Source organism: Seonamhaeicola sp. ABD4_175 (assembly GCF_056160885.1).
In genome coordinates this window covers 1,099,796-1,125,678 of record NZ_JBSWYC010000001.1, presented here as the reverse complement: position 1 = coordinate 1,125,678, position 25,883 = coordinate 1,099,796, and the positions used below count along the sequence as shown (strand labels likewise).

The 25,883-nt window shown below is 32.8% G+C and carries 20 protein-coding genes and 1 tRNA gene; 7 read left to right on the top strand and 14 right to left on the bottom strand.

Features of this window, described 5'->3' with window-relative positions; genetic code table 11:
- Positions 1 to 2: 2 nt before the first annotated feature.
- The gene (locus ACXAG4_RS04555) at positions 3 to 1,412 is read left to right on the top strand and encodes an efflux transporter outer membrane subunit (protein WP_475294886.1); all 1,410 of its coding nucleotides are present in this window, start codon (positions 3 to 5) and stop codon (positions 1,410 to 1,412) included.
- 118 nt (positions 1,413 to 1,530) lie between these two features.
- Here ACXAG4_RS04555 and ACXAG4_RS04550 read toward each other — a convergent pair whose 3' ends face one another.
- Entirely contained in the window at positions 1,531 to 3,117 is a 1,587-nt protein-coding gene (locus tag ACXAG4_RS04550) for a sulfatase (RefSeq protein ID WP_475294885.1), read from the bottom strand.
- A gap of 100 nt (positions 3,118 to 3,217) precedes the next feature.
- Between ACXAG4_RS04550 and ACXAG4_RS04545 the strand changes: the two genes are divergently transcribed.
- The gene (locus ACXAG4_RS04545) at positions 3,218 to 3,613 is read left to right on the top strand and encodes a hypothetical protein (protein ID WP_475294884.1); all 396 of its coding nucleotides are present in this window, start codon (positions 3,218 to 3,220) and stop codon (positions 3,611 to 3,613) included.
- Between the two features lie 46 nt (positions 3,614 to 3,659).
- Here ACXAG4_RS04545 and ACXAG4_RS04540 read toward each other — a convergent pair whose 3' ends face one another.
- The 3 genes from ACXAG4_RS04540 to ACXAG4_RS04530 all read right to left on the bottom strand — a co-directional run bounded on the left by ACXAG4_RS04540 (position 3,660) and on the right by ACXAG4_RS04530 (position 5,638).
- Complete coding sequence (locus ACXAG4_RS04540) at positions 3,660 to 4,112, bottom strand: hypothetical protein (protein WP_475294883.1); 453 nt, start codon at positions 4,110 to 4,112, stop codon at positions 3,660 to 3,662.
- A 98-nt stretch (positions 4,113 to 4,210) separates the two neighbouring features.
- Entirely contained in the window at positions 4,211 to 4,585 is a 375-nt protein-coding gene (locus tag ACXAG4_RS04535) for a hypothetical protein (RefSeq protein ID WP_475294882.1), read from the bottom strand.
- 51 nt (positions 4,586 to 4,636) lie between these two features.
- Positions 4,637 to 5,638, bottom strand: coding sequence for an NAD(P)H-dependent glycerol-3-phosphate dehydrogenase (locus ACXAG4_RS04530; protein WP_475294881.1), 1,002 nt, complete (start codon positions 5,636 to 5,638; stop codon positions 4,637 to 4,639).
- Positions 5,639 to 5,772: 134 nt separating this feature from the next.
- Here ACXAG4_RS04530 and ACXAG4_RS04525 point away from each other — a divergent pair, with 134 nt between their 5' ends.
- Positions 5,773 to 6,711: a nicotinic acid mononucleotide adenyltransferase gene (locus ACXAG4_RS04525; RefSeq protein WP_475294880.1), complete on the top strand. Its 939-nt coding sequence runs from the start codon at positions 5,773 to 5,775 to the stop codon at positions 6,709 to 6,711.
- Positions 6,712 to 6,841: 130 nt separating this feature from the next.
- Here the strand turns inward: ACXAG4_RS04525 and ACXAG4_RS04520 are convergent, their stop codons facing one another.
- From ACXAG4_RS04520 to ACXAG4_RS04500, 5 genes are all read right to left on the bottom strand, one after another.
- Positions 6,842 to 7,204, bottom strand: a complete 363-nt coding sequence (locus tag ACXAG4_RS04520) for a methylglyoxal synthase (protein ID WP_475294879.1) — start codon at positions 7,202 to 7,204, stop codon at positions 6,842 to 6,844.
- Positions 7,205 to 11,644 (bottom strand): chemotaxis protein CheB, encoded by a 4,440-nt coding sequence (locus tag ACXAG4_RS04515; protein ID WP_475294878.1) that lies wholly within the window; start codon positions 11,642 to 11,644, stop codon positions 7,205 to 7,207.
- Between the two features lie 119 nt (positions 11,645 to 11,763).
- Positions 11,764 to 12,345, bottom strand: a complete 582-nt coding sequence (nadD, locus tag ACXAG4_RS04510; protein WP_475294877.1) for a nicotinate (nicotinamide) nucleotide adenylyltransferase — start codon at positions 12,343 to 12,345, stop codon at positions 11,764 to 11,766.
- Between the two features lie 2 nt (positions 12,346 to 12,347).
- A complete protein-coding gene (gmk, locus tag ACXAG4_RS04505; RefSeq protein WP_475294876.1) occupies positions 12,348 to 12,935 on the bottom strand; it encodes a guanylate kinase in 588 nt (195 codons plus the stop codon).
- 55 nt (positions 12,936 to 12,990) lie between these two features.
- The gene (locus ACXAG4_RS04500; protein ID WP_475294875.1) at positions 12,991 to 13,848 is read right to left on the bottom strand and encodes a YicC/YloC family endoribonuclease; all 858 of its coding nucleotides are present in this window, start codon (positions 13,846 to 13,848) and stop codon (positions 12,991 to 12,993) included.
- A 119-nt stretch (positions 13,849 to 13,967) separates the two neighbouring features.
- Between ACXAG4_RS04500 and ACXAG4_RS04495 the strand changes: the two genes are divergently transcribed.
- Positions 13,968 to 14,990 carry a LacI family DNA-binding transcriptional regulator gene (locus ACXAG4_RS04495; protein WP_475294874.1) on the top strand — a complete coding sequence of 341 codons (1,023 nt, stop codon included), beginning with the start codon at positions 13,968 to 13,970 and terminating at the stop codon, positions 14,988 to 14,990.
- 65 nt (positions 14,991 to 15,055) lie between these two features.
- On the opposite strand, the gene ACXAG4_RS04490 is transcribed toward ACXAG4_RS04495, so the two are convergent.
- From ACXAG4_RS04490 to ACXAG4_RS04475, 4 genes are all read right to left on the bottom strand, one after another.
- A complete protein-coding gene (locus ACXAG4_RS04490) occupies positions 15,056 to 16,708 on the bottom strand; it encodes a sodium:solute symporter (protein ID WP_475294873.1) in 1,653 nt (550 codons plus the stop codon).
- Between the two features lie 2 nt (positions 16,709 to 16,710).
- Positions 16,711 to 18,018, bottom strand: a complete 1,308-nt coding sequence (gene xylA, locus ACXAG4_RS04485; RefSeq protein ID WP_475294872.1) for a xylose isomerase — start codon at positions 18,016 to 18,018, stop codon at positions 16,711 to 16,713.
- Between the two features lie 2 nt (positions 18,019 to 18,020).
- A complete protein-coding gene (locus tag ACXAG4_RS04480) occupies positions 18,021 to 19,505 on the bottom strand; it encodes a xylulokinase (RefSeq protein ID WP_475294871.1) in 1,485 nt (494 codons plus the stop codon).
- A gap of 321 nt (positions 19,506 to 19,826) precedes the next feature.
- Positions 19,827 to 19,908: transfer RNA gene (locus ACXAG4_RS04475), tRNA-Leu, on the bottom strand.
- Between the two features lie 144 nt (positions 19,909 to 20,052).
- On the opposite strand from ACXAG4_RS04475, the gene ACXAG4_RS04470 reads away from it, so the two are divergent.
- The 3 genes from ACXAG4_RS04470 (at position 20,053) to pth (ending at position 22,380) form a co-directional block, all read left to right on the top strand.
- Positions 20,053 to 20,994 carry a ribose-phosphate pyrophosphokinase gene (locus tag ACXAG4_RS04470; protein WP_475294870.1) on the top strand — a complete coding sequence of 314 codons (942 nt, stop codon included), beginning with the start codon at positions 20,053 to 20,055 and terminating at the stop codon, positions 20,992 to 20,994.
- A gap of 55 nt (positions 20,995 to 21,049) precedes the next feature.
- Positions 21,050 to 21,667 (top strand): 50S ribosomal protein L25/general stress protein Ctc, encoded by a 618-nt coding sequence (locus tag ACXAG4_RS04465; RefSeq protein WP_475294869.1) that lies wholly within the window; start codon positions 21,050 to 21,052, stop codon positions 21,665 to 21,667.
- Positions 21,668 to 21,813: 146 nt separating this feature from the next.
- Positions 21,814 to 22,380 (top strand): aminoacyl-tRNA hydrolase, encoded by a 567-nt coding sequence (gene pth / locus ACXAG4_RS04460; RefSeq protein ID WP_475294868.1) that lies wholly within the window; start codon positions 21,814 to 21,816, stop codon positions 22,378 to 22,380.
- 21 nt (positions 22,381 to 22,401) lie between these two features.
- On the opposite strand, the gene ACXAG4_RS04455 is transcribed toward pth, so the two are convergent.
- Complete coding sequence (locus ACXAG4_RS04455; protein ID WP_475294867.1) at positions 22,402 to 25,842, bottom strand: reprolysin-like metallopeptidase; 3,441 nt, start codon at positions 25,840 to 25,842, stop codon at positions 22,402 to 22,404.
- Positions 25,843 to 25,883: the final 41 nt, after the last annotated feature.

The following is a 25,883-nucleotide window of genomic DNA, read 5'->3' as shown; positions in this document are numbered from 1 at the left end:
AAATGAAATCGACTATAAATAAAAATTTTAGTAAAGGCGCATTAGTTTTAATGCTAGCGCTAACACTGCAAAGTTGTTTTGTGGCGAAGGATTACACACGTCCTGAATTAGAAGAAACAGAACATTTGTACAGAACCGATAACTTACCACAAGACAGTATATCGTTAGCCGATGTATCGTGGAAAGATATGTTTAAAGACCAATATTTAGCGCAATATATTGAAGAAGGTCTTCAAAACAACCTAGATATTCGTGTGGCTATTCAACAAATTGCTATCGCTAATGCGTATATGAAACAAGGTAAAGCAGGTTATTTACCAACGCTAACTGGTACAGCGCAGGCAACACATCAAGAACTGTCTGAAAACAGTCAGTTTGGTGGTTTTTTCTCGTCTGTAGATCAGTACGAATTATCAGGAAGTTTATCTTGGGAAGCCGATATTTGGGGTAAAATAAGAAGTAATAAACGTGCAGGTGAAGCTAGTTATTTACAAACAGTAGCAGCGCATAAAGCGGTAAAAACCGAATTAATTTCGGCAATAGCATCAACCTATTATCAGTTATTAGCGTTAGATGAGCAATTAGAAATTACTGAAAGAACCATTGCCACAAGAGACAGTAGTGTTTACACTATTAAGGCATTAAAAGATGCCGGAAACGTAACACAAGTTGCGGTAGACCAATACATAGCGCAGTTTAACAACGCCAAAGCGTTAAAAGTAGATTTAAAAGCAGCTATTTTTAGAACCGAAAACACCTTAAATTTCTTATTAGGAAGACCTGCAGAACCAATTGAACGTAGCAAGTTAACCGAGCAAAAGTTAGATGAAAACATTACACTTGGCGTGCCAGCAACCTTGTTGAGAAACAGACCAGATGTGATTGCTTCAGAATATAATTTAATCAATGCGTTTGAGCTAACCAATGTGGCAAAAAGTAATTTTTATCCATCGTTAACCTTAACGGCAAGTGGCGGATTTCAAAGTTTAGAATTAGATAAGTTATTTAATGCCAATTCATTATTTGCAACAGTTATTGGTGGTTTAACACAGCCCATTTTTAATCAGCGAAAAATAAAAACACAGCACGAAGTAGCTAAAGCACAACAAGAACAAGCATTGTTAAACTTTAAGAAAACCTTGTTAACAGCAGGAAACGAAGTGTCTAACGCACTTTACGTTTACAACGCCGAAACCGAAAAATTTGAATATCGTAAAAATGAAGTTGAAGCACTACGTCAAGCTGAAGCAAACTCAGAAGAATTATTGCAAAACGGTTTAGCTAATTACCTTGATTTATTAACCGCAAGAGAAAGTGCGCTTAATGCCGAATTAAATGTGATCGATAACAAATTACAACAATTACTTAGCGTGGTTACTTTATACGAAGCACTTGGTGGTGGTTGGAAATAGTATTTAAAAAACATAAAGAAAAAGTTAAATCATAGTTACTATGATTTAGGTTTGATTGTTGTTTTGGTTTGTGAGAGAGGGTTTAAATAATTACTATTTAAATCCTCTTTCTTTTTTATTAATCGTTAGTTATTTTACTATTCCACCAATTTGCATTTGGTTTAAAATCTTCCGATAGTACTTTTAAACGCTCTTTTTCCTTGTTAGGTAATAGGGTGTTTATAATATTGTTATCACGTTGTTGGTCTTTTTCAGCATCATATAAACTATCTTTTTCAGGAAATTTTGCCTGTACGTTATGTAACCAATTTAATAATTGCTTTTCTAGTTTTTGAGTTAATGCAATTTGTGTTTCAGCTATATTATTTTTTTCATAAGGGTCTGTTTCTAAATTATACAGTTCATTACGGTTATCTTCCCAATAATGAATTAATTTCCAGTTACCCTCTCTAATTATTGAAGAAGGTTCGCCACCTTGATTTCCGTAGTGAGGATAGTGCCAATACAGGGGCCGGTTTTCCATTTTAAAAGTGTTGTCTTTTATTAAAGGCTTTAGGCTAACACCATCAACATGTTGCTCTGGTATTAAATTAATGCCAGCTAAATCTAAAATAGTAGGGTAAAAATCTGAGCCCATAACAGGATAATTTACTTGTGAAGCTTTTGCACCAGGTACTTTAATAAAATACGGCTCTCTAATACCACCTTCCCATTGGTAGCCTTTACCACCTCTTAATGGTAAATTTGAGGTTGAAAACGAATCACCAGAAGCCACTCCACCATTATCTGAAGTGAAAATTACAATAGTATTATCATCAATACCTAGGTTTTTTAAGGTGTTTAAAACTTCGCCAATAGCATCATCAGTACTTTCAACCAAGCCAGCATAAATAGGGTTGTCTTGTTTTTGACGAATTGGTAGTACGCGCTCCATTATATAACCCGTACTATCAATACCCATTTTAACTGCTTTATCACGGTATTTTTGCCATTTTTCTTGGGTGGTTTCAATTGGTCCGTGTACTGCATAAAACGATAGAAATGCAAAAAACGGCTGTTTTGTATTATTCTTTATAAAGTTTGAAGTTTCTTTAGCTAAGCGCATAGTTAGGTTTTCGCCATCATGCAAATTTTGGAGTTTTGGGTTGTTCCAAGGAGAAAAATAACCACCTCTAGGACCGCCGGCTTCATAACCACCAATGTTAATGTTAAAACCATGATCTTCTGGGTGAGATCCTTTGTCGCCTAAGTGCCATTTTCCGGCAAAAAAGGTGTTATATCCGGCATTCTTCATAGCTTCAGCTAAAGAAATATCTTCATGTGGTAGATTGTGGTTGTATGCTGCAGGTAGCAGTTTGTCATGGCGTTTACGTTCTCTCCAAGCTTCTCTAGATTTGGCACCAATCCAATCGGTTATACCATGTCTAGCAGTAAATTTTCCAGTGAAAATACTTGCTCTCGAAGGACTACAAACACGGCAATTGGCATAACCTTGAGTGAAAACGGTGGCGTTTTCGGCTAAATTATCAATATGAGGTGTCTCGTAAAAATTACTGCCTGTATAGCTTAAATCATTCAAACCTAAATCATCAACTAAAATAAAAAGTACATTGGGTTTTTTTGTGGTTTTTGAAGGTTCAGGTTTACAAGAAATTAGGAATAATGATACTAAAAGTATACTGAATATTGATTTTAAGAATGGCATAGTTTAATGTTGAATAGCTGATATGTAACTAAATTAAAGTTTTTATTTAAAACATAAATGTTTAAACCACTATTTTTGCACGTATAAAACTGCTTTTAAAATGAAAAAGGATATTGAAATACCAAAGGTTGAAGGTGTTTATGTAGCCGTTGTTAATGAATATAACGAAACTTATAAAACCCAAGATTGGAATGCCTATATTATAAATGATAAAACGGTAGATTTAGATATGGTAATTATTGTTACCAGTGGTTATGCTGAAGGTAAAACAACATCGGTTTTTAGAAAAAAAATAGATAAACTACCCAAAAAAAGCTATGCTAAGATAGAGTTGATGCAAGAGGCTTTGTTTGAAATTAATAATACGTTTAAAGTATCGTTTTTTGAAGGCAATAAAATGTTTGATAAAACATACTTATTCAGAAAAAACACCATAAACTTGAACGCGTTACAACCTATTCCTTTAATGGATGTAAAAGGTGTTTTGGTAAAGTAAATGTGCCTGCTTAAAATGCTATTTTTAAACAGACACACGTTTTTTATTAGGCTGCTATTTTAATATGTTTATTAAAGGTATTAACCCATTTTTTTGAGAAAATAGTTTCACCATTTAATGGCGGGTCTTGTGTTTCATCGTAAACATTAAAACTTCCCTCTTGGTTTAATAAGTGTTTAAAACAAATATCTGCCGAAATTATAACGTTTTTATTATTGTGTTTCACATTTAAAAAACAATGCTCGGTTTTTTTAAGGTTTACAACAGTGCTTTTATCATATTTAATATAAAATGCTAAATTATTTACCGTATCAATAGCAATTATTGATGTGTTAAAAATTTCAAATGTTGTAATTGTTGCATTGTGTTTTTGGGCAACGGTATTTAATGTGTTCACTAATGTTTGTTTTTGCTTTTTTTTAGATATGTAAAAAAGTATAAAAGGTACAGCGCAAATTAGGGCTATAATAATACCAATAATGGTGCTTTGTGTGTCCATTTTATTTATGTTTTTAAGTTAAAATAAGTGTAAGAAGTTATTGTGGCTTAATTGTTTTTAAGCCAAATAACATAAAAGAATAAAAGAGAACACGTAACTTAAAAATGGTTGTGAAACGGAAAGATTATGTCCGTTTTTTTAAACGGCACAAATACTTTGTTTTGTGTTTTTAATATAACACCACATGCTAATGAGAAAAAAGTAACCTGATGTTTAAGGTTTGTAAAACCACCAAAAGCAATATTTGGTTGTGTGTGCCTAACCGTGTCAACTAGGTTAAATACAATGTTTTCTGCATTATTAGCATGAATAGCAACTTTGTTAGGCTGAGAAATATTACTTAAATACGCATTATTATTGGTATTAGTAATTTCAGCAATAACAGCTACATCTTTACCATTAGTATTTACAGCAAAGGTGTTAAAGCTTAAAAAGCAACTAAGCGTTAATAAAAAGAAAATTAACTTTTTCATGATGCAAATGTAGTTTAAACTAAATTACACCATACGTTGTAAACGTTAATTTTAATCTAATTTTTCAGTAAGTTTTTTAAATACTTTTTTAGGGTTTTTGTTTTCGTAAAGTATCTCATAAACCGCATTAATAATAGGTAGCCTGGTTTTTTTTAAGTTTTTTTCATTAAGTAATTGCGCACTTTTTGCGGCATAATAACCTTCGGCAACCATATTCATTTCCATTTGTGCAGATTTTACAGTGTAGCCTTTACCAATCATATTGCCAAACATACGGTTACGTGAAAACGTTGAGTAACCCGTAACTAATAAATCACCCAAATACGCAGAGTTATTAATGTTACGTTTCATTTTATGCATTTTTTTAATAAAACGGCGCATTTCTCTAATGGCATTACTCATTAAAACACTTTGAAAATTATCGCCATAGCCTAAACCATGAGCAATACCAGCAGCAATGGCATAAATGTTTTTAAGCATTACGGCGTATTCAACACCTATAATATCATCACTAATTTTAGTTTTTATGTAATCGGAAGATAAACTTTTAGCTATTATTTTGGCTTTAAGAGTATCAGAGCAAGATATCGTAAGGTATGATAAGCGCTCTAATGCTACTTCTTCGGCATGACACGGGCCTGCTATAACCGCTATATTTTCATAAGGTATTTTATAAATTTGATGAAAATGTTCGCCCACCAATAAGCCAGATTCTGGCATAATACCTTTAACTGCAGATACTATTATTTTGTTTGAAATATCAACATGTAGTTTTTCTAATTCATCATGTATAAATGCTGAAGGAATAACAAAAAACAAAACATCGGCCCATTCTGCAATTTCATTTATATCATTACTAAGCTTTAATTGCTCTAAATGAAACTCTACAGAACTTAAATAATTAGGGTTATGTTGTTCTTTTAAAATATGTTCTTTGGTATAAACACTACGCATATACCAACCAACTTCAGTAATATTTTCACACAGCATTTTCACAATGGCTGTTGCCCAACTTCCGCCACCAAAAACTGCGTATTTTAAAGGCTTTTCCATAAAAAGTTTGTCTTTTTTAGCTGTTCAAAAGTACACAAAATTATTAAAGGCAAAAGCCGCTTAATGTATTAATAACATTTTTTTGGCACAGGTTTTGAAATCTATTTACATATAAACCCTAAAATAACGAGATTATGAAGACTGTAAAATTACTTTTAAGCTTTGTTTTAATTACCAGCTTATTTACATCATGTTATACCGAAGTTCATGTTGATGATTATGTTGAAGAACCTCCAATTTCAATAAATCAATTATTAAGCTCTTATGAATTATGGTATGTAGATATTAATGCCACACAAGGTTATGGTGAAACACCGTTTTTACAAAAGGCTTTTACAGTATCTTTTAGAGGTGGAGTGATGTATGCAAACAACAATATTGTTGGTTTGGGTAATAGCGGAAATGGCTTTGGAATTGATGTGGCTGAATATGATGCTTACAATATGATTTTAGATGTACAACATGATATTGATGGGTTTTCAACTTTTGATGTGTATCAAGTAGATGGAAATACTATTGAACTGTATAACCCAGATAATGATACATCATACTTTTTAAATGGTTACCAGCGTAGTAATTTTGATTATGATTTTGTGTTTTATGATAATATTCATTATTTCTTACAAGAATACGAGGCTTGGGAAAAAACATATACTAGTGATTTTGGAGCCATTAATGAGTTTGATAATGAAAACTTTTTAGCCTTTTTAGCTAACGGCAATGATTCTGAGTTTTGGAGTTCGCAAGATGCTTCGGGTACAAACGTAAATAATTTACAGTGGGATTATACTGGGGTTTATGGCGTTGGAAATGTGGCAGGAAATATGCACTTAAAAACTTTAACATTAGATTATGATTTCTTCAACAATGAATACTTTGAATTGAGCGTTATTAATGATGTAACTATAGAGCTTTATCACCCATCATCTGAAACAGTGTATGAGTTTAAAGGAAGAGGTTACATACAGTATTTAAAAAATGCTGACAGTACAAGTAAAATAAAAGTAGAAAAGAAACGAAAGTTTAAAAATAAAAGGGTAGATAACCCTAGAGAAAGTAAAAGAAGTATTTAAAATATAAGTAAAAACTAGTTTGCGTTAACACCAAACTTAGTTTCACAAATTTTTTGGTTGGTTATTTAGTTAAGAAACCGTTTAAAGTGTTGTTACTTTAGGCGGTTTCTTTTTTAAATAAAATACTAAGCTAAATAGCTGTAACCAATAACTCTGCGGTTGCAGGGTTTGTAGCAAGTGGCACATCATGAACATCACATAAACGCATAAGCATATTTACATCAGGCTCATGCGGATGCTTTTCAAGTGGGTCTCTAAAAAAAATAACCATATTGCATTTACCCTCGGCAACTCTAGCTGCTATTTGGGCATCGCCACCCAAAGGGCCAGAAAGCATTTTAGTAACCTCAATACCTGCGTTTTCAACTTTACTTCCGGTAGTACCGGTAGATATTATGGTAATATTTTTTTCTTGAAATTTATTTTTATGTTGGTTTAAAAACTGAACCATTTCAGCCTTTTTACCGTCATGCGCTATTATTGCTATTTCCATTTAATTAGTCCATTTATTTAAAACTTCAAACAATTCTTCTTTTACAACAGGCTTTGTTAAAAAGCCAACACAACCTTTGCTGTAGCATTTTTCTTTTTCTTCTGGCATAACATACGCAGATTGCATGATAACTTTAGCCTCAGGGTTTATTTTTATAATTTCATCTAAGGCATCAATACCATTCATTTGTGGCATTCTTATATCTAGTAAAGAAATATCTATTTTAGGGTTTTCTTTGTGTGCTTTTATGGCCGCTTTACCGTTATTTGCAAAAAGTAAGTTGGCGCCAGTATTTTTAAGTACTATTTTAAACAATAGCCTTATTAAAGAGTCGTCTTCAGCAATTAAAATAGTTTTTCCTTTTAAAGATTTAACGGTTTCTAAATCTATTGTTTCTTTTTTGTCTGGTAGTATTTTACCTATTTTTAAAGGTATGTAAAACTTAAAGGTTGTACCAACATTAAACTCTGAGCTAACAGTAATATCTCCACCTAATAAATTTACTAAACCTTTACAAATGGCTAGCCCTAAACCTGTGCCTCCGTAGTTGGCGTTATCATTATAGTTAACTTGTTTAAAGCGTTCAAAAATTTCCATTTGCTTGCTTTTTTGTATGCCAATGCCTTGGTCTTTTACAAAAAAGTTTAGGTTATTTTTTTCAACAGTAAAACCAAATGAAATTTCGCCTTTGTTAGAGAATTTAAGTGCGTTGTTTAGTAAGTTAGAAATTATTTGTTGCAGCCTTTGCGGATCTGTTAAAATAACTAAATCTTTATGCTGTTCGGGTATATAAGCTTTAAAAGTAACTTCTTTTTTATACCTAGTGCGTTTAAGTTGGTTATAGGTTATTTCTAAATTATTAATTAGCTTAGGTACGTGGCATTGTTTGGTTACAATTTTAATTTCATTTGATTCAATTTTGGCAATATCAATAATATCATCAATTAAATTTAAAAGTTGTTTAGAGTTGTTATCTATAATTTCAAGGTATTTAAGCCTGTCATTGGTTGATAATTGATCGTTTTTAAGCAGCTCTGAAAATCCTAAAACACCATTCATAGGTGTTCTAATTTCATGACTCATATTGGCTAGAAAATGGCTTTTGTGTGCATTAGCAAGTTCAGCCACTTTTTTAGCTTTTATAAGTTCGCTTTCAGTAATTTTTTGGTCTGTAATATTTTGTGCTGCACCTCTTAAACCAATTACATCACCATTATTATCTAAAACAGTTTCACCACGTGCCCAAAGCCAACGTTTGTTGCCTTTTTTAGATATTATGTTTAATTCTACCTCGTAAGGTATGCCTGTTTTTGATGTTTCGGCAACCGCATTTTCAAGAATTTTCCAGCTTTCATCGGTAAAAAAGGCTCTACTTTCGGTAAAGCTTGGTGCCGGTAAGTTGGGGTCGCAGTCAAAAATTTTATACAGTTCTATAGTCCATGTAACTTCATCTGTATCTAAATTTAAATACCAGCTACCAATTTGGGTTATTTCTTGTATGCGTTTTAATTCTTCGGTACTTTTTCTAAGCTCAATTTCACTTTTTTTCACTTTTGTTAAATCTGAAATTGTACCTGCAAATTCGCCTCTTTTAGGAGAAAAGGCATTAACAACAAAGTATTTACCTAAAGCATCTACATTGCCTTCAATGGTTCTTTTTTCACCAGAAAAAGCTATTTCGGCATAATTTTTAATCCATTTATTAGGTTCATTGGCTAGTTTAGGGAAAAATTCTGAAACCTTTTTTCCTCTAATATCAGTAACATCAATACCAGTTATTTTTTTGTATGCAGCGTTTACGGCTATGTATTCCCAGTCTGCGGGGTTGCCTTTTTCATCGGTAATTATTTTACAATGGAAAAACCCTTCGGTTAAGTTTTCAAACAGCATTTTGTATTTTAAATCTGTATGAGCTAACTCTTTTTCGGTTTCTTTTAGTTTGTTAATATTGTTAAAGGTTATTACAACACCATCAATAGATTTTGTGGTGGTAATAAACGGGCTAATTCTTTTTAAATAGAAATTATTGTCTTTGTCTTGTACTTGTTTCTCAATGGTTATGAGTTTGTCTAAAACAAGCTTAGAGTCTTCAATAATTTGGTTTCTAATGGTTTCGTCAAAGTTTGATGTAAAGCTAGAAAGTGTTCTTCCGTAGTCAGATTCTCTTAAATTAAAAACATCAGTTAATTCTGGTGTAAATTTTCTAATACGTAAATCGGTATCTAAAAACAAGGTGCCAATATCTGTATTATCTAAAAGGTTGGTTACATCATTACTTAAGTTTGTGAGTTCTTTATTTTTTTCTTGAAGCTCTGAATTTACGGTATATAGCTCTTCGTTAACAGATTGTAACTCTTCATTGGTACTTTGCAGCTCCTCGTTTGAAGCCATAAGTTCTTCGTTTGAAGATTGTAACTCTTCGTTACTGGTTTCAAGTTCCTCAACGGTATTTTGCAATTCTGTTTTTACAACAGCCAGCTCATTTTCTAAATCTTCTAAACGATGATTTGAAATTTCATCAGCAGTTATGTTGCTTATTAACAAAGGGTTATCGTGGTTTATTGCAATTTCTTCGCTAAATTCTATTAAATAACAATCTTGTAAGTTAAACTTGTCGTTTGGGATATGGAATGTTAGGTTAAATGTGTAGTTATTGTTGTTAACTACATTGATAACATCTTTAATTATTATATCTTTTTTTTCTGTTTTTAGCCGCCTAATACCGCTTCTAATTATGGAGGCTATTTCAGGGTTTACAATTTTTAATAAATTATTTTGAAAAACGCCTTCTTGGTGTGATAGTTTTTTACCAGCATCACCTTTTATAAACAAAATATTGAAAAGACTATCTATAAATATTGCAGACGGACTATATTTTTTACTTAAATATTTATGAAACACAACATCGGGTGCCTCAGGCGATGAAATATATTTAGCAGGTTCTGTTATTTTAGTTGGTGTCTTATAAGCATATGTACTAATACGCTCTGATAGATTGTTTTTTGAAGGTGAAAATTTTTTGTTTTCAGATATGTTTTGATAAATTTTCCATTTTACATCAACGGGTTTAAAATATTTTGAAATATCTCCTAAAGATTCACTGTTTCCTAAAAATAAATAACCAGATTTGTTTAGCGCAAACTGAAAACTGTTGGTTACTTTATTTTGAATTTTATTATCTAAATAAATAAGTAAGTTTCTACACGAAATTAAATCCATTCTAATAAAAGGCGGGTCTTTTATTAGGTTATGGTTAGAAAATACAATACGCTCTCTTATACGCTTTAAAATACGAATTTTATCGCCAGTTTTTAAAAAATAATTTTCAAGGTATGTTTGCTCAATTTCATTAATAATATTAATATGATATGAACCTATACCAGCAATTGCAAGTGCTTTGGTGTCAATATCTGTAGCAAATATTTTGTAATCTAGCTTTAATTTATGTGTGCGTATGTAATCATCTAATAAAATAGCAATAGAGTATACTTCTTCACCAGTAGAACAGCCAGCAACCCAAACCCTAACAGTTTCATGTTCTGGTTTGTTTTTACATATATTAGGTATTACAGTTTCTTTTAAAATTTTAAAGGCATCACTATCTCTAAAAAAACGGGTTACACCAATTAAAAAATCTTCTTTTAAAATTCGTTTTTCTTCTTCATTACCAGCAATAAACGATGCATAGTCAAACAACTGTTCAATGTTGTTAATATTCATGCGTTTTTCTAATCTTCGTAAAAGCGTATTGCGCTTGTACTCTCTAAAATCTATACCAGAATGTCTAAAAATAATAGTTAAAATATCATTTACAATAGATTCGTTTGATTTGCTTTTGTGGAATTCTTTTGTAATAAGTTGTTTGTCTATTGTTTGCTTTTGAAAAAGTTCGGCTATTTTTCTGGGGCTTAAAACATAATCAATAGCATTAGTGTGTATAGCAGAGTTTGGCATTCCATCAAATTGGGTTGTTGTTGGATCTTGCACAATAGAGGTGCCGTTGCCTTCTTTAATAGTTTTTATGCCTCTAGAACCGTCTGACCCTGTGCCCGATAAAATAACACCAATGGCTTTTTCTTTAAATTCTTCACCTAAGGTGTGAAAAAAAATATCTATTGGTAAATTTAAACTGTGTTTTGGGCCTTTATTTAATAAATAGAGTTTATTACCTTTTATATGTAGGTTTTTATTCCTCTGGTTTAAATAAATAGTGTTAGGTTTAATGGTCTGCTTATCCTCGGCCGTAAAAATAGGCATATTGGTGTGTTTACTAAGCAGTTCTGGCATTAAGCTTTTAAAATCGGGTGAGAGGTGTTGAATGATTATAAATGCCATCCCAGTGTCATTTGGTATGTGGTCAAAGAGGGTTTGTATAGCATCCAAACCGCCTGCCGATGCACCTATACCAACAACATAGAAGTTGGAATTTTTACTTTTCATTATTTTGTGCTGAACTCTAGATTACTTTAGCTAAAATACTATTTTTTCGGTTTAAAAACATGTTTTAATTATTAAGTTTGAAAAAAATTCTTTCATACTTTTAAGGTGTTTTTACAAATTTATTGTTTGTAAAAATTCATTTCATCTAAATACGTCCAAACAGATTTTGATAGTAGTGGTTGTACATTTTTGCCATTTTTTATGGCGTTGCGTATAAAAGTTGAAGATATTTCCATGATTGGAGCATCTATCATTTGAATTTTTGGGTGGTTGTTATATTGTGAGGTTGGGTTATCTTTTGAAATTCTTGGATATACGTAAATATTGTAATTTTCTAGAATAACATTGGCATTTTTCCATTTATGAAAATGGTTTAAATTGTCTTCACCCATAATTAAACTAAATTGATGCTGCGGGTATTTATCTTCTAAATGCGCTAAAGTATTAATTGTGTAATTTGGTTGTGGTAGGTTAAACTCAATATCACTGGGTTTTAGTTTTGGGTAGTCTTCGGTAGCCCTAAATACAAGTTCTAAACGTTGGTAATTATCAAGTAATGAGCTTTTCTTTTTAAACGGATTGTGTGGCGTTACTACAAACCAAATTTCATCTAAATTACTATATTCAGCCATATGGTTGGCAATAACCAAGTGCCCAATATGAATGGGATTAAAAGACCCAAAGTATAACCCAACTTTCATAACTAAGAGTTTATAAATTTGCTTACCAAAGCTTCGGCATCTTTAAAGGCGCTTTCTAAATTATCGTTTATCACAATTTCATCAAACAAAGGTGCTGTTGCTAATTCTGCCGATGCTTTTGCAACGCGCATACTTATTTTTTCAGCACTTTCTGTTTGTCGTTTTTTTAGCCTTATTTTAAGCTCATCAATACTTGGTGGTTTTACAAAAATGGCTAAAGTTTGTTCAGGGTATTTACGTTTTATACGTAGGCCACCAGATACATCAATATCAAAAATAACATGTTTACCCATGGCCCAAATACGCTCTACTTCAGTTTTTAAAGTGCCGTAAAAGTTATCTCTATACACTTCTTCCCATTCTAAAAAATCTTCGTTTTTAATTTTTGTTTTAAAATCTTTTGCCGAAAGAAAATAATAATCTTTACCATCAACCTCGGTGCCACGTTTATCACGAGAGGTTGCAGATATTGAAAATTCTAAATTTAATTCGGGTTTGCTTAATAAATGCCTAACAATGGTTGTTTTTCCAGATCCTGATGGTGCCGAAAATACTATGAGTTTACCTTGTTTTTTTGTGTTGTTTTCCAAAAGTTAGTTTTTTTGAATTGAATGAAGTTTGAATTAGATTTATGTTTATTACAAATTAAAGCACATTTAATAGTTGTTCTTTAATTTTTTCAAGTTCATCTTTCATTTGTACAACCAATTGTTGCATTGGTGCGTAATTACTTTTAGAGCCAATGGTGTTTATTTCTCTACCTATTTCTTGCCCAATAAATCCTAATTTTTTTCCGTTAGAATCTTTAGTTTTTAAGGTTTCAATAAAATAGTTTAAGTGGTTTTTTAAACGTACTTTTTCTTCGGTAATATCAAATTTTTCAATGTAATACACTAGTTCTTGTTCAAAACGGTTTTCGTCGTATTTTTCTTTTAATTCTTCAACACCTTTTAGTAAGCGTTCTCTAACGGCTTCAACGCGTTGCGGATCCATTTCTATTACTTTTTCTAGAATGTCTTCAATAGTTTTAATACGTTTTATAAAGTCTGCTTCTAAAACACTTCCTTCATCTAACCTGTAAGATGTTAGTTTGGTAACGGCGCTGTTAATTTCGGTTTGTATGGCTTTCCATTCGTTGTCGTCAATTTCTTCTCTAACGGTGTTTAAAGCATCGGGAAATCTAACCGCCATTTTTAGTAGCTCAGTGGTATCGCCATCAACAATGTCTTTTAACTGATTTATATATTGGGTTACTACGGGTTTGTTAATTTGAGATGATGAGTCTTCACCTGTAACTTCAACATATATAGAAAAATCTATTTTTCCGCGTACCAAAGCATTGGCCAATTGTTTTCTAATGGCTAATTCTTTTTCTCTATAAATAGAAGGCATTCTTGCGTTTAAATCAAGATTTTTGCTGTTTAGAGATTTTAACTCTATAGTTATTTTTTTGGTAGGCAGTTGCAAAACAGATTTTCCGTAACCTGTCATTGAATAAATCATAAACGTGTGTATTAAGTTCTACAAAGGTAATTAAAACAAGTAAAGCGCATAAAATACTAAGCATAAGTAATAAATAAATTTAATAAATACCTAAATTAGCCTACTTTTCTATTTTAAAAATGAAGAAGCGCATTACACTTAAGCATATAGCTAATGAGTTTGAAGTATCTATAGCAACGGTATCAAAAGCATTAAATGATAGCTATGAAATTAGTGCTAAAACTAAAGAAAAAATACAAGAATACGCCATGGCTCATAACTATAAGCCTAATAGCGTAGCCCTTAGTTTACTTAATAAAAAAACAAAAACCATTGGCGTAATTATACCCAATATTATGAATAACTTTTTTGCCAAAGTATTTGTAGGTATTGAGGAAAAAGCTGCCGAAAAAGGGTATAGTTTAATTTCGTGTATATCAAACGAATCACATGAAAAAGAACTTAAAACTATGGAGCTTTTAAAAAATGGCACGTTAGATGGTTTTATAATTTCTTTAGCCGAAGAAACACAAGAAAAAGAGCAATATCAACATTTAAAAAATGCAATAAATGAAGGCGTGCCTTTGGTAATGTTTGACCGTGTTACAGATGAAATTGCATGCGATAAAGTTATTGTTGATGATTTTGAAGGTGCGCGTCATGCTACCAACCATTTAATAAAAACTGGTTGCAAGCGTATTGCTTTAATATCTGTAATTGATAATTTAAGCGTAGGGAAACTAAGAGCGCAAGGTTATGAACAAGCACTAATTGAAAATAATATAGCTGTTGACCCTAAACTTATTGTGAAAATTGGTAAAAATGAAGATTTTGAAACTGCCATGAAAATTGTTCTAGCCGATAAAACTATTGATGGGTTGTTGTGTTTAGAAGAAAGTAGCGCCGTACAATCATTAGAATTGGTAAAACGTATGAAATACCAAATACCAGAAAATTTATCTATTATCTGTTTTACTAATGGGCCATTACCACAATATGTATCACCTAAAATAACAACTATTAGTCAGCATGCTAAATATATTGGCGAAACAGCTGCCACAATGCTAATAAAAAGATTAGAAAGTACCACCGAAATGCCTTTTGAAACCAAAGTGGTTAAAACCAGTTTAATTGAACGCCAGAGCACAAAAAAATTAATGTAAATAATAAAAGCCCTACTAGAATAATACTAACAGGGCTTTTTAAAAACTTAATTAACAAAAAATAATTACCCTGTAAAATAGCTTAAAACGCCAATTACCAGAATAACTAATATTATAGATAACACAATGTCAATTGTGTCATAACTTCCTTTGTTTTCTTGTTTCTGTTCTTCAGTAAGTGTACCAAAAGATAAGCCAACAATAGCCTTATAATCTGGAGCGTTTGTTGCTAAACTTACCGTTATACAAAGTATCACAGAAAATATAAACATAAATATGGCCATATGAGCAAAGTTAATAGTGGCAAAACCATACATAATATTGCTCAATTCTTCTCCAGCAGCAATTTGCGGTTGAAAATAAATTTCGGAACCTAAACGCAGAATTAATAAAAATAAGCCAGCTAAAAGTGTTGTAATTGCAGCCTTGGCATTTACACGTTTCCAAATAATACCTAAAAGGAAAACGGCTGTTACTGGCGGCGCAATGTATGATTGTACATTTTGAAGGTATTGATACATAACACCTCCACCAATTTTTTCCATTATAGGAATCCAAATAATTCCTAAAATAACAATAAAACCAGTGGCAATTTGTCCAATTTTAACCAATTTAGCTTCGGTCATGTTTGGTTTTAATTTTTTATAAATATCTATTGTGAAAATTGTAGAACATGAGTTAAATACTGATGCTAACGAACTCATTAAAGCAGCCATTAAACCACCAGCTACTAAACCTTTTAAACCAACTGGTAAAAGTGTTTTTACAAGCATAGGAAATGCTCTATCTGCTTTTTCAACAGAAAACATTTCAGGATTTTGAATTGATAAAGCGAATGCGATAATACCAGGTATTAAGAAAATTAAAATAGGTAGTAATTTTAAATAAGCACCAAAAATAGCACCGCGTCTACCAATTTTTATGTTGTTAGCTGCTAAGGTTCGTTGTACAATATATTGGTCTGTACACCAATACCAAATACCTACAATTGTTCCTCCAATAAGAAGCCCTGTCCATGGAAATTGCGGATCGCTCATAGGGCGCCACATATTAAAATGATCTGGACTTACAGATGTTACAGTTTCACGTAATTGTCCCCATCCACCAACTTCTTGTAATCCTAAAAAGGTAATAATTATAGAGCCTAGAATTAGTATAACCGTTTGTAAAGTTTCTGTGTAAATTACAGCTTTCATTCCACCAACTACAGTATAAATACCTGTAAAAACTACAATGCCTATGGCGCCATACCAAAATGGAATTCCTAATAATTCAGAAACCACAATACCACCGGCATATATGGTTACCGATACTTTTGTTAACACATAAGCAACTAAAGAGAAAACAGATAAGAACCAACGTGAACGTGCGTCAAATCGTTTCTCAAGAAATTCTGGCATGGTAAAAGCCCCACTTCTAATATAAAATGGCAAGAATAGCCAACCAAGAAGTAATACTATCCATGCATGAAGTTCGTAGTGGGCCATGGGTGTACCAGATTCAAATCCTGTACCTGCAAGACCAACAACATGTTCGGAACCAATATTAGAGGCAAAAATAGAGGCACCAATTACAAACCAACCCACATTTCTTCCGGCTAAAAAATAATCTTCGGTGTTTTTGTTTTTTTGTAATACTACCCAAACAGCAACTCCAACAAGTGCTAAAAAGTAAATACCTAAAACAACCCAATCTAAACCTTCTAATACTGTGCTCATAATTATATATATTGGTTAATAATGTTTTCAAATAACTCTTGTTTACCGCTAGTTAATGGTAATTCACCATTTTCTTTGGCAACATCAAAAAGCGTTTTTAAGTCTAATTTTCCGGCTTCAAAATCTTTTCCTTTACCAGAATCAAAAGAGCTATATCTTTTAGTTCTTAAGTTGTTGTATTGAGAAGAAGAAATTATTTTATCTGCAGTAATTAAAGCACGAGCAAAGGTATCTGCACCACCAATATGAGCATGGAAAACATCTTCCATATCGGTTGAATTTCTTCTAATTTTAGCATCAAAATTAACACCACCACCTTGTAAACCACCAGCTTTAAGGAATACTAACATAGCCTCTGTAGTTTCTTGAATGTTATTTGGAAACTGGTCTGTATCCCAACCATTTTGGTAATCGCCTCGGTTAGCATCAATACTTCCTAACATGCCCGCTGCTGCCGAAACTTCTAATTCGTGTTGGAATGTGTGTTGCGCTAATGTGGCATGGTTTACTTCAATATTCATTTTAAAGTCTTTGTCTAAGCCATATTCTTTTAAGAACCCGATAGCTGTAGCAGCATCAAAATCATACTGGTGTTTCATTGGTTCCATTGGTTTTGGTTCAATAAAAAATGTACCATTAAACCCTTGGCTACGAGCATAATCTTTAGCTACGGTTAAAAATTGTGCCATGTGGTCTAGTTCGCGTTTCATATCGGTGTTTAAAAGCGACATGTAGCCTTCTCTTCCGCCCCAAAACACATAGTTTTCACCGTTTAAGGCAATAGTAGCATCTAGAGCTAATTTTACTTGTGCGCCTGCTCTAGCCACCACATTAAAATCTGGGTTGGTAGCGGCGCCATTCATATATCTTGGGTTAGAAAAGCAATTGGCTGTACCCCAAAGTAATTTTTTACCAGTTTCGGCTTGTTTTTCTTTAATATATTCAACAATAGTTTGAAGTCTTTTTTCAGACTCAGCTAAAGTTGGAGCCTCTTGAACTAAATCAAAATCATGAAAACAGAAATAATCAAATCCCATTTTAGAAATAAATTCAAAAGCAGCATCAGCTTTGTCTTTAGCCGCTTGAATAGGGTCTGAAGCCTGATCCCAAGCAAAATTTTGTGTTCCAGGACCAAATGGGTCTGCACCTTGCCCGCAGAATGTATGCCAGTAAGCAATGGCAAATTTGAAATGCTCACGCATTGTTTTTCCAGCCACAACTTGGTCTGGATTATAATATTTAAACGCTAAAGGGTTATCAGATTCTTTTCCTTCGTATTTAATAGCATTAATGCCTTTAAAGTATTCCATTGTTATTTATTCTTTAATATAATTTCTAATTCTTTTTTCCAGTTTTCGTAAGCCTCTAGATATGGCGCTTTGTTTTCAGAAGGTTTATAGGTCATTACGTAATCATTCTCTGTAGTGTAAGTACCAAATTTTTCAAAATCACCATCGGTTAAACCTGCAGCTCTTGCAGCACCAACAGCACCTGTGGTGTTGTAAATTTCAATGTCATGACCAATTAGAGTGGCTACGGTTTTTGAGAAAATTTCAGCTCTAAATAAATTATCATTACCCGCTCTAATTACATTGATTTCAGCATTATCATTTTTTAAAATTTCCATGCCGTAAACAAAAGCAAAGGCAATACCTTCTAAAGCTGCTCTACATAAATGGGCGTTGTTATGAAGGTTTAGGTTGAAGTTTAAAAAATGGGCACCTACATTTTTGTTGTTTAACATGCGCTCAGCACCATTTCCAAAGGGAATAATGGCAACGCCATTAGAGCCAATAGCGACCTCAGCAGCTTTTTTGTTCATGGCTTCGTATGAATTTATGCCAATATTATCTTTGAGCCAGCGGTACATAATACCGCAACCGTTAATGCATAAAAGCTTACCAACAGTTGTGTTATTTTTAGTGTAATTTACGTGTGTAAAATGATTAATTCTTGAAGATTCTTTAGATTTTAAGGTGTTTGAAACCGCATACAATACACCCGATGTTCCACCAGTAGCAGCAACTTCACCATTGTTAAAAATGTTTAACGATAGTGCGTTGTTTGGCTGGTCTCCAGATCTGTAATTAACGGGTACGCCTTCAGGAATTCCTGTATCTTCAAAAGCTTTTTTGTTAGTTTCACCTTGGTTGGTGAAATTCTCAACTATTGTTGGAGTTAAATTTTTATCAATACCATAATAGTTTAACAAAGATTCAGCTAATGAATCATTTTTATAATCCCATAAAATACCTTCAGATAAACTGTTTTTTGTGGTAACAATATTGCCTGTTAGTTTGTAAGCTATATAGTCACCGGGTAACATGTATTTATAAATTTTCTTGTAAATCTCAGGCTCATTGTCTTTTACCCATTTTAATTTTGAAGCGGTAAAATTTCCAGGAGAATTTAGTAAATGTTCAGCACAAAAATCTTCGCCTAAATCTTTATGGGCAGCGTCTCCAATGGCAACGGCCCTACTATCGCACCAAATGATAGAATTTCTAAGCGAATTTCCATTTTCATCAACAATAACTAAACCATGCATTTGGTAAGAAATACCAATGCCTGATATTTTTGAGGGGTTAATACTTGTTTCGGCAATAACACGTTTTATGGCTTTACAAGCATATTGCCACCACATATTGGGGTCTTGTTCTGCCCAATCGTTTTGTAGTGCCAAAATTTCCATTTCATTCTCAGGCTCGTTTAAACTTAATATGTTTTTGCCTGTAGCAGCATTTACTAGCGCCACCTTTACAGAAGAGCTGCCAATATCTAATCCTATGTAATACAAAATTTAGTGTTTAGTTGGTAAATTAAACCTGTTGAGGTTTGGTTTAATCATGGTTTTTGTAAATCTAAAAGTATTTATTTATTGGCAATTATTTAACAAAAATGTTTTAGTAACCTTTTGAATACGGTTGTATGCTTTTGAACTTAAACTTAGCTTTGAAGAAACTTGAAGCTTGGAAACTATAGTAAAACAGGTGGTTTTGTTAAAATTAGTTTTATGGCTTTGTTGTTATTTAACACAACTTAAACCTTTAAGTAAATTTTAATTGATATTACAAAAAATGAAAAGCTTCATTATAAAAATGAAGCTTTTTTTAGTTTGTACTCAAGGTGGGAATCGAACCCACACTTCCGAAGAAACTGGATTTTGAATCCAGCGCGTCTACCAATTCCGCCACTTGAGCGTTTAAGGAGAGCAAAAATAGGTTTTTTTTCAATATTAACCACAAAAATTATAGGTATAATGCCGTATAGGTTAAAATAAATGTATAAATTTGCACCTCGTTAAAAAACGGGTAGCTTAAACACTATAAAACAACACATTAACTATGCCTACTGTAAATACCGAAGCCAAAATATTTGCCTGTACACAAAGCGAAGTTCTTGGTAAGAAAATAGCTAAGGCTTTTGGCGAAGATTTAGGTAACGTAATAACCTCTACATATAGTGATGGTGAATTTCAACCATCATATGAAGAATCTATTCGTGGCGCCAGAATATTTATAATAGGTTCAACAAATCCGGGGCCACAAAACCTTATGGAAATGTTGTTAATGATAGATGCTGCTAAACGTGCTTCGGCAAGACATATTACAGCGGTTATGCCGTATTTTGGTTGGGCAAGACAAGACAGAAAAGATAAACCAAGAGTGCCAATTGCAGCAAAATTGGTGGCTAAAATGTTAGAAGCAGCAGGAGCAACCCGCATAATTACAATGGATTTACACGCAGACCAAATACAAGGTTTTTTTGAAAAACCAGTTGATCATTTGTTTGCTTCAACTATATTTTTACCGTATTTGCAAAGTTTAAATCTTGATAATTTAACAATAGCATCACCAGATATGGGTGGCTCAAAAAGAGCTTATTCATATTCAAAAGCATTAAAAAGTGATGTTGTAATTTGTTATAAACAACGCGCAAAAGCTAACGTAATTTCACATATGGAATTAATTGGTGATGTTACAGGAAAAAATGTAGTGCTTGTTGATGATATGGTTGATACCGCAGGAACATTAACAAAAGCAGCCGATTTAATGATGGAACGTGGCGCCTTAAGTGTAAGAGCCATTTGTACACACCCAATTTTATCAGGTAAAGCTTATGATAATTTAAAGGCATCAAAATTAGAAGAATTAATAGTAACAGACTCTATACCATTAACGCAAGAAAGCGAAAAAATTAGAGTGTTAAGTTGTGCAGATTTATTTGCCGATGTTATGAAAAAAGTACATAACAATAGCTCTATTAGTTCAACATTTGTAATGTAATGTTTTAACAAGCATTATAAAAAAAGAGAATATTAATTAAATTTTAAATAGAAAAATGAAATCGATTACAATCAACGGATCTCAAAGAGAAAGCGTGGGCAAAAAAGCAACTAAAGCCTTACGTAATGCTGGACAGGTTCCTTGCGTATTATACGGAGGAGACAAGCCAGTGCATTTTGCAGCACAAGAGTTAGACTTCTCTAATTTGGTATACACACCAAATGCGCATACAGTTGTAATTACTTTAGATAACGGCGAAACTTACAATGCTATTTTACAAGATATTCAGTTTCACCCTGTAACAGATAGAATTTTACACATAGATTTCTACCAGTTATTTGATGATAAAGAAATTACTATGGATATTCCTGTAACATTTGTTGGTAACTCTAGAGGTGTTAAAAATGGTGGTGTTTTACGTAAAAACAAACGTAGTTTAAGAGTTAAAGCTTTACCAGCTAACTTGCCAGATTTTATTGAGGCAGATATTACGCCTTTAAAAATTGGTGGTAAATTATACATAACTACTTTAGAAAATGATGCATACAAATTTATGCACCCAGACAACACTGTTGTTTGCCAAGTAAGACGTTCTAGAGCATCTGTAGATGTTGAAGATGAAGACGAAGATGAAGCAACTGAAGCAGCAGAAGCACCAGCAGCTGAAGCATAAGTAGCAAACTTATAAATAACAAAAAGCATTCTGTTTTCAGGATGCTTTTTTATTTTTACGCAAATTTGTAACATGTAATGTGTAAATTTATTTTCAATTTTTTAAAAAAAAGACAAAGCACTTTTATTGTTGAAGAACAAAACGAGATGAAAAAATTTTTAGTAGTAGGCTTAGGAAATATAGGAGAGAAATATGAAAACACACGCCACAACATAGGCTTTAAAGTGTTAGATGCATTTGCGAAAAATGAAGATTTAACATTTCAAACCGATAAATTAGGTGACGTCACCTCATACAGGTTAAAAGGGCGTACCATTATATTTTTAAAACCAAGCACATACATGAATTTAAGCGGAAAAGCAGTATTGTATTGGCTAACAAAAGAAAAAGTGCCTTTAGAAAATTTACTAATTATTACAGATGATTTAAACTTGCCCTTTGGTAGCTTAAGGCTAAAAACTAAAGGGAGTGATGGTGGCCATAATGGTTTAAAAGATATACAAGCAAAATTAAATACAACTGCTTACAACCGTTTTAGGTTTGGTATAAGTGATGCTTTTAGTAAAGGCAGACAAGTAGATTATGTTTTAGGTGAATGGAATGATGATGAAATGAGTAAATTAAACGAACGATTACAAAAATCTACCGAGTTAATAAAATCATTTGTTTTAGCGGGCGTAAGCAACACCATGAATACCTTCAACGGAAAGTAATAAAAGCATTATTTTTTTACTTTACCTAACAATAATTTTTTTGGTAGCCTTTTTTATACCATCAGAAATATTTACAAAATACATACCTGCTTGAGGATATTTTAGTAACGTGTTTTCTTCAAAATCACCACCTGTATTGTAGGTTTTTTTGTAAATAAATCGGTTTCTAATATCAAATATTTCAACAGTAATTGGGCGAGAAAGTGCGCCGTTTAATCTTATTGTAAATATACCATTATTAGGGTTTGGGTACAATATAACATTTTCAAAACCACCATTTTCAATACTCATAGTAGGTATTACATTTATGGTATAATCTTCAGTTTCACCATCAACATCGTTATTGGTTGCACTAGGCTCAATAGTGCCAGAACCACCAGGATAACTAGTTGCAACGCGCATTATAGTGTTGCCTAAAACAGCATTAATAGGAATTTGTATTGTGAAAGGTGAATTGCTTGTAGGCGTATTTGAGGCATTGGTAGCAGCGCCTAAATTATAAGCTTCATCTTCAGAAAATATGGTATCTTGGTTCCAATCTATCCACGCTTTAGTTATACTAGTAAAGTTTCTTTCGGTGCTAACATTTACTGTTAGTTGATATTCAGAATCTCTATTAACTGTAGTTGAAACATCAGTAAAATCTGAGTAATTTGATGTCTTTCCTGATGCCTGATTTATAGTATTGAAGTTTACTAAGGTTATTGATGTATCAAAGGAATCACTTGAGCCAACCACATTAATAGTATAATCTTCAACTTCACCATCAAAACCATTTTCACAAGCTGTTGGCAAACCATCATCTTTAAATTTAGTAGACACACGCATAATAGTATTGCCTATTAAAGCATTGTTTGGTACTAAAATAGGTAGGCTACTATTTTGGGTAGGCCCATCAGCCACATTGGTAGCATCGCCTAAATTGTATGTTTCGCCAGCATCATCAAAACTACAGTTTTGGTTCCAATCTATCCAAACGTGGGTGTTGGTGGTAAAATTACCATCGGTATTTACCCTAACTGTTAAATTGTAAGTGTCATTTCTGTTTATATCTGTAGACATACTAGTATAATCACTATAGCCATTTGGTTTACCTGATGTTTGATTTATGGTGTTAAATTGCACAAATGTGGTGCTAGTGTTATATTCTGTATTGGCAACAGATTCGCACAAGCCGTTATAAAAAGGCAGATTGAAATTTGTATTTTTAGTTATTGAACTTGATGTGCCAATAACAGTGATTGAGTAATTACCTTGTGGTGTATTGTTTAGTCCGTTAATGGTCATGGTAACACTGCCCGAGTTTGTCATGCTAGCTGGTGAAAAACTAACGCTGCTACCTGATGGATTATTTGATGCGCTAAAGGTAGTGGTTTCGTTAAAACCGTTTACAGCTTCATAATTAAAAGTATACGTTACACTTGTAGCGTTACACTCAATAGGTGATAAAGTTTCATTTACAATAAAAAAATCTGGATTTGTTGATATTGAAAAATTAAAATCAGATACATCATAAAAAATATTATCTGCAGCTTCAATTAAAATTCTAGCATTATCAGTATCTGCAATTGCAGGAACATTGTAGGTAAAAGAACCGTCGTTTGGTGTGTTTGTTGCTATTACGGTATCAAACGTAGTGCCTCCGTTAGTAGATAAAAGAATATTTACATTCTGGCAATTAATAGTAGCGTTGTTAGTTTCACCAACAATCCATTGTATATTTTGTGTGCTACCTTGAGCCCAAGACACGGGGTTTTCAACACTAAAAGGTGTAACATCTTCAACGGTTATTTGCATGGTATCGTAACTAGATTGTCCGCCCGAAGCATTATTAGGTGCACGGTCTCTAACGGTTAAAGCCCAATTTAAAGTACGTGCAACACTAGCAACTGTTTCCCAATCACTACCAAGCGTAGGGTCTGTTTGTTCAATATTTCCAGCTAAAACACTATTAAAATTAGGAATATACCTATCTGGATTACTAGTTGGTGGTAAAGATCGGTTCATAGAACCAGTGGTTAATGAGGGCCCAAAATTTAAAAAATTGGTAACACCATTGTCTATTTGTTCCCAGCAAAAAGTTAAGTTATCGGTACCGTCCGCATCAGTAGCATTTCCTTTTAAAATGTAAGGTGTGCTTTTGGGTATGTTGTAATTATTACCTGCATTGGCACTTGGTGGGTTGTTAGCAATACCTTCAGTAGTTTGGCAACTTTTGGTAGTAATATTATCAAGAATTTGTTTTATACTGTGATAATGAAAATAATCATCGCCACTTAGTTCAACGTTATTTGCTCCCTCTAAACCTGCATATGCCATTATGGTTGAGCCACTTCCGGGTTCAGAGTTTACGCCAGTTCCTTCGCTTTCATAAGCCCATGTGTGGTTGGCACCCATTTGATGCCCAATTTCATGTGCAACAAAATCAATATCAAATAAATCACCTTCAGGAACATTGTTTGATGGCGATGTAAATGCACTTCCTTTCTGGTTGTTTATACAAACACAGCCAATACAACCAGCATTTCCGCCGCCGCCCGAAGCTCCAAATAAATGACCAATATCGTAGTTAGCTTCACCAATAACACTTGTTAGTGTATTTTGAATTTCTGATGTCCAAGCACCATCAACCCCTGTGTTAGACTCTGAATACGGGTCTGTGTTAGCATTGGTGTAAATTATGGCATCATTATTAGCAATGAGTTCAAACCTTATAGCCATATCGGTTTCAAAAACTTCATTTACTCTGTTTAGTGTTGTATTTATTGCCGCCAAAGCATTGGCTACAGTACCACCGTGGTATGCGGTATATTCGCCAGTTACAGAAATAGCTATTCTAAATTTTTGAAGTGTTTGGTTATTAGCGCCACTTTCATTAATTTTTGAAGTTTTATTGTTAGATTTTGCTAATTTATTTAATGCACTAAAGGTTTTACATTCTAAATTATTTGATAATCCTTTATGATCATTTTTACTGTACAACACATATTGGTTTGAGTTTTTTGTAATAGGTTGCATAAATACATTGGGCTTATCTATATAAGTTATCATGGTTTGAACACCATTGGGCGAAACACTCATGCGTAATCTTGCTCCAGAATTATTTGCGCTAAAACCAATGTATGATTTAATATTAGGAAATTTAGCAGCCAGTTCTGGTGCAAAAACTGGCGCTTCAAAAATGGTAAACGTTTCTAAAGAGCCGTTAATTCCTGGAATGCGTATGGTTGTATTTTGTGTTTTTTTAGTAGAAAACCTTAAAGCAACATTAGCAATACTTTTGTTAAAATGGTTTCTGTTTAAGCTAAATAAATGAGCATTATCTTGGTTTATTTCTAATTTAGATAGGGTTGAAGTGTTTTCAATGTTTTTTAGTTTTTCCCAAGAATATGTTTGCGCAAATCCTGAAAATGCTGTTAAAACCATTGCTATTGAAAAAACATAATGTAGTTTTGTTTTCATAAGGTTGTACAGGGCAATTTTTTAAACAAATCTAGCTTTTT

Excerpts from the sequence above, each read along its gene's own strand:
- ACXAG4_RS04525 (WP_475294880.1), top strand. The coding sequence starts at position 5,773 with ATGAAGACTGTAAAATTACTTTTAAGCTTTGTTTTAATTACCAGCTTA.
- ACXAG4_RS04515 (WP_475294878.1), bottom strand. The coding sequence starts at position 11,644 with ATGAAAAGTAAAAATTCCAACTTCTATGTTGTTGGTATAGGTGCATCG.
- ACXAG4_RS04530 (WP_475294881.1), bottom strand. The coding sequence starts at position 5,638 with ATGGAAAAGCCTTTAAAATACGCAGTTTTTGGTGGCGGAAGTTGGGCA.
- ACXAG4_RS04495 (WP_475294874.1), top strand. The coding sequence starts at position 13,968 with ATGAAGAAGCGCATTACACTTAAGCATATAGCTAATGAGTTTGAAGTA.
- ACXAG4_RS04550 (WP_475294885.1), bottom strand. The coding sequence starts at position 3,117 with ATGCCATTCTTAAAATCAATATTCAGTATACTTTTAGTATCATTATTC.
- ACXAG4_RS04465 (WP_475294869.1), top strand. The coding sequence starts at position 21,050 with ATGAAATCGATTACAATCAACGGATCTCAAAGAGAAAGCGTGGGCAAA.
- ACXAG4_RS04535 (WP_475294882.1), bottom strand. The coding sequence starts at position 4,585 with ATGAAAAAGTTAATTTTCTTTTTATTAACGCTTAGTTGCTTTTTAAGC.
- ACXAG4_RS04470 (WP_475294870.1), top strand. The coding sequence starts at position 20,053 with ATGCCTACTGTAAATACCGAAGCCAAAATATTTGCCTGTACACAAAGC.
- ACXAG4_RS04455 (WP_475294867.1), bottom strand. The coding sequence starts at position 25,842 with ATGAAAACAAAACTACATTATGTTTTTTCAATAGCAATGGTTTTAACA.
- ACXAG4_RS04555 (WP_475294886.1), top strand. The coding sequence starts at position 3 with ATGAAATCGACTATAAATAAAAATTTTAGTAAAGGCGCATTAGTTTTA.
- ACXAG4_RS04500 (WP_475294875.1), bottom strand. The coding sequence starts at position 13,848 with ATGATTTATTCAATGACAGGTTACGGAAAATCTGTTTTGCAACTGCCT.
- ACXAG4_RS04540 (WP_475294883.1), bottom strand. The coding sequence starts at position 4,112 with ATGGACACACAAAGCACCATTATTGGTATTATTATAGCCCTAATTTGC.
- xylA (WP_475294872.1), bottom strand. The coding sequence starts at position 18,018 with ATGGAATACTTTAAAGGCATTAATGCTATTAAATACGAAGGAAAAGAA.
- pth (WP_475294868.1), top strand. The coding sequence starts at position 21,814 with ATGAAAAAATTTTTAGTAGTAGGCTTAGGAAATATAGGAGAGAAATAT.
- ACXAG4_RS04545 (WP_475294884.1), top strand. The coding sequence starts at position 3,218 with ATGAAAAAGGATATTGAAATACCAAAGGTTGAAGGTGTTTATGTAGCC.
- nadD (WP_475294877.1), bottom strand. The coding sequence starts at position 12,345 with ATGAAAGTTGGGTTATACTTTGGGTCTTTTAATCCCATTCATATTGGG.
- ACXAG4_RS04490 (WP_475294873.1), bottom strand. The coding sequence starts at position 16,708 with ATGAGCACAGTATTAGAAGGTTTAGATTGGGTTGTTTTAGGTATTTAC.
- ACXAG4_RS04520 (WP_475294879.1), bottom strand. The coding sequence starts at position 7,204 with ATGGAAATAGCAATAATAGCGCATGACGGTAAAAAGGCTGAAATGGTT.